Annotated in this window: 3 protein-coding genes and 1 pseudogene; 3 read left to right on the forward strand and 1 reads right to left on the reverse strand. The window is 64.8% G+C overall.

Annotated elements, in window-relative coordinates:
* A pseudogene (locus MOV75_RS29825) lies at positions 1-352 on the reverse strand (AraC family transcriptional regulator); the annotation flags it as partial.
* A gap of 187 nt (positions 353-539) precedes the next feature.
* Here MOV75_RS29825 and MOV75_RS29830 point away from each other — a divergent pair.
* The 3 genes from MOV75_RS29830 to MOV75_RS29840 all read left to right on the forward strand — a co-directional run bounded on the left by MOV75_RS29830 (position 540) and on the right by MOV75_RS29840 (position 3736).
* Positions 540-989, forward strand: coding sequence for a cupin domain-containing protein (locus MOV75_RS29830; protein ID WP_246921449.1), 450 nt, complete (start codon positions 540-542; stop codon positions 987-989).
* Between the two features lie 96 nt (positions 990-1085).
* Entirely contained in the window at positions 1086-2576 is a 1491-nt protein-coding gene (locus tag MOV75_RS29835; RefSeq protein ID WP_246921446.1) for an NAD(P)/FAD-dependent oxidoreductase, read from the forward strand.
* Positions 2577-2668: 92 nt separating this feature from the next.
* Positions 2669-3736, forward strand: a complete 1068-nt coding sequence (locus MOV75_RS29840; RefSeq protein WP_246921443.1) for a hypothetical protein — start codon at positions 2669-2671, stop codon at positions 3734-3736.
* Positions 3737-3916: the final 180 nt, after the last annotated feature.

Below are 3916 nucleotides of genomic sequence, written 5' to 3' on the forward strand. Positions count from 1 at the left end.
GTGACGCCGTCCGGTCCGGCGCGGCATCGAGCTCGGTGACGCCGGCGCGAATGTGGGCCGAGCCCGTGAGCGGGACCTGCACCAGGAAGAAGCGCTCGAGGCAGCCGGGATCGATGCCGACCGACCCGCCATAGGCAACGTAGTTGATGGAAAAGCCGTCGAAGGCCGCGCAATTGTGCCGGGCCGAGAAGTCGGCGGCGCGCGCCTGTGCCGGCTGGAGATCGTGCGGGCAGAAGATGCGCCCGATCTCTTCGGCCGCTTCGTCGACATCGTCGGTAGTGACGCGGGCGAAATCCGCGAGCCGTTCGGCCGCGGGCACCCTTGCGCTCCTTTCCAGCACGGCTGCGGACATGGTCGACCACGCTTCGCGTCACGGAATTGCTTTAAGCCTATAATAGTCCCCCGGGCGCGAAAAGGGCGGCGTCAGCAAAATCGTCATGCTGCACGGCAACAGGCGCCTTCGGATTCGTTTAGCGGATAGACGGCGGCCCATTGTTGATTGAAGCTCCATCCTCGCCGGAATCCATGAGGAGCGCGTCATGACTGCACTCGAAAAGGGCATTACCGCCGCTGGCACAGGCTACGGCGACAAGAGCTGGAACATCCTGGGTCAAGTTTATTTCCCAAAGGCCGTCACCGACTCCACCTTCGCGTTCGAGACCAACAGCGATCCCGGCCAGTTCGTGCCGGTGCACATCCATCCGACCCAGGACGAGTTCATCCTGGTGCAGGAGGGCACGCTCGACCTCAAGCTCGACGGCAAATGGGTCAAGGCCCATGCCGGCGATCTCGTGCGCATGCCGCGCGGCATCCCACACGGCTATTTCAATAAATCCGACAAGCCGTGCCGCGCGCTGTTCTGGGTCTCGCCAATGCAGAAGCTGGAGGCATTGTTCAACCAGTTGCACAATCTGACCGACCCCGCCGAAGTCGTGCGCATCTCGGCACTGCATGAGGTCGACTTCCTGCCGCCCGAGGCCAACGACTAGGCGCGGGCTCCACTTCCATTTGCTTGCGGTTCCGCCGGCGCGCCTCGCGGCCGAACGAAGCCGCTTGCGTGAAACACATTGATTGCGAGCCATCCCATGGTCAGCCCAAAACATGTCTGCGTGATCGGTGCCGGCGTCTCCGGCCTTGCTGCCGCCAAGGCGTTCTCCAGTCGCGGCCACCGCGTCACCATCGTCGAGCGCAGCTGCGATCTCGGCGGCGTCTGGGAGCCGGCGCGCTCCTACCCCGACGTGCAGACCCAGAGCCCAAAGGAGCTCTACCGCTACACCGACCGCGCCATGCCGGACGCCTATCCGGAATGGCCGACCGGGCCGCAGGTTCATGCCTATCTGGCCGACTACGCGAAGAGTTTTGGCCTTGACCGCATGCTGCGCCTCGACACCGAGGTTGCCGGCATGGCTAGGCGTGCCGACGGCAGGCCGGGCTGGACGCTCTCGCTCTGCAGCAAGGGCGGCGCGCGCACGAACGAGGATTTCGATTTCGTCGCGGTCTGCACCGGGCAGTTCAACGAGCCGCGCGAGTTGCATTGCCCGGGCGAGGACGGATTCCTGGCACAGGGCGGCCAGATCCTGCATTCGTCGAAATACGGCGATCCCTCGCTGGCGAAAGGACGCCGCGTCGTCGTGCTCGGCGGCTCGAAATCGGCGACCGATATCGCGGTCAACGCGGTGAAGTCGGGTGCGCGCGAGGTCACCATCGTGATGCGCGAGCCGGTGTGGCGTATTCCCTATTTCATCGGCGGGCTCGTGAACTTCAAGCGTATCCTCTACATCCGCGCGCAGGAGGAGATGTTTCCGGGCTGGGGCATCGGTGCGATGACGCGGCTCGCACACCGCATCGCCGCGCCGCTGGTGTGGGCGAACTGGCGCGGGCTGGAGAGCCTGTTGAAGGCGCAACTCAAGCTTGGCCGCTGCAAGATGGTGCCGAAGGAGCGGATCGAGGACGGCGTCAACTGCTCGGTGCCGATCGCAACGCCGGGCTTCTATCCGATGGTCGCCGACGGCCGCATCAAGGCGGTGTTCGGCACGTTCGACCAATATGACTGCGACAGCATCGTGATGAGCGGCGGCGAGCACATCAAGGCCGACGTCGCTGTGCTCGCGATCGGCTACAAGCTCGGCGTGCCGTTCCTGCCCGAGGCTTACAAGCAGAGGCTGGTCGATGCCGACGGGCAGTATCGGCTCTACCGCCTGATCGCCAACCCCGATCTGCCCGAACTCGGCTTCGTCGGCTTCAACTCGTCGTTCTGCACCGTGCTCTGTGCCGACCTCGCCGCCAACTGGCTGGTGCGCTATGCCGACGGCCAGCTCGCCAACCAGCCGACGGCGCAGCAGATGCACGACAACATCGAGATGATGCTGCACTTCAAGCGCGTCGAACGGCCGGCGGCCGGCGTCTATGGCGGCCTCTGCGTCGCGCCCTATCACTACCGCCATTTCGACGAGCTGATGGCCGATATCGGGGCGAAGAACCAGAAGTGCGGCGGCCTTGCCGGCCGCTTCCAACCGCCGGATGCGGGCGCCTATGCGAAATTCCTGGCGACGGCGCCGGATTACCGGGCGGCGTGAGAAGAATTGCGACTGAGCGGGATTTGCATCTCGCCAGCCCGCGCTTCCGATGCTTACGATCTCCCTGGCCAGCGAATCGATGGGAAACGGCCATGGGATCCAGACGTCTTGCCATCTTTGCGGCTGTTGCCTTCTTCGCGGCGGCGCCCGCCGCCGGACAACAGCGCGCGCTCACGCCCCGGCAGTCGGAGGCGGTCGCCGCCTATGACCGGGCGCTCGCCGAGTTCAAATCGGTCCTCGCCGAGCGGCGGCGCCAGATCGACGCCAAGGAGCCGCTGCCGAACCTGCCGGGACAGGCGCTTTATCTGGCGCGTGTCGCCGTGATCAGCAGCTACAAGGATCTCACCGATGCCATGCCGTCGCGGATCGGCAAGCCGAACAAGTTCGAGATTCCTCCGGCCTATTTCGACGCCGAGATCGAGCCGTTGATTGACGAGTATTCAAAACTGTTCGACGTCATGGAGGCGCCGCCCGCCAATGCGCAGAACTCGGCGACACCTTTCAAGGACGTCGTCGATCTCGCCAGAGCGATCGCGCGCGCCAAGGGACTCGCGCCTGACCACGCGGACGCCGCGGGACGCATCAGCCTCGGGCTTTTTTTTGCCGAGACCAACGGCAAGCAGAACGTTCGCAACGGGCGCTCGAACACCTATATGGGCAGCTTCCAGACCGGCCCGTCCGAGGACCGCAACGGCCACAGGAAATGGGAGGCGATCAAGGGCGAGATCGCGACGATCGATCCGGGCCTGAGCGCGCGCGACGACAAGGAGGAGGCGCGGGCCCGCGGCACCGACCACCGCTTCAACCATTGGACCAACGTCCGCGACGGCCTGATGAACGCGCATGCGGATGTATTCCGTGAGATACCGGGAATCGTGAAGACGCTGCCCGACCCGATCGACCAGATGAAGCTGTTCGAGCTGATCCAGATCGTTCCCACCCCGACCAGATCGGCCCTGAAGTCGGGCGATCTCCTGAACTACCGGGTGTCCAGTCCCACGATCATGAAGCACCTGCGCAACAACAGCATCTTTGCCTTCGGGCAGGCCGATCGGGCGCGCACCTCGGCAAGCTTCCGCGAGATCCTCGCGGCGATGTGGCTGTTCAACCGCAAGTTCGAGCGCGCCATGGCGAAGTACGAGGAGATCAAGGGACGCTGAGGGGCGGTTGCAACCGCTACCGGACGTTGTAGGCTCTTCGCCTCATCGGCGGCACGGACCTTTTCATGCGCATCCTCATTCTCGGCGGCAGCCAGTTCCTTGGGCGCGCGATCGCCTCCCACGCTTGTGCTGCCGGCCATGACGTGACCTGCGCCGCCCGCGGTCTCGCGGGGCCGATCG

Source organism: Bradyrhizobium sp. PRIMUS42, from assembly GCF_023006515.1.
Lineage (GTDB): Bacteria > Pseudomonadota > Alphaproteobacteria > Rhizobiales > Xanthobacteraceae > Bradyrhizobium.

Excerpts from the sequence above, each read along its gene's own strand:
- MOV75_RS29835 (WP_246921446.1), top strand. The coding sequence starts at position 1,086 with ATGGTCAGCCCAAAACATGTCTGCGTGATCGGTGCCGGCGTCTCCGGC.
- MOV75_RS29830 (WP_246921449.1), top strand. The coding sequence starts at position 540 with ATGACTGCACTCGAAAAGGGCATTACCGCCGCTGGCACAGGCTACGGC.
- MOV75_RS29840 (WP_246921443.1), top strand. The coding sequence starts at position 2,669 with ATGGGATCCAGACGTCTTGCCATCTTTGCGGCTGTTGCCTTCTTCGCG.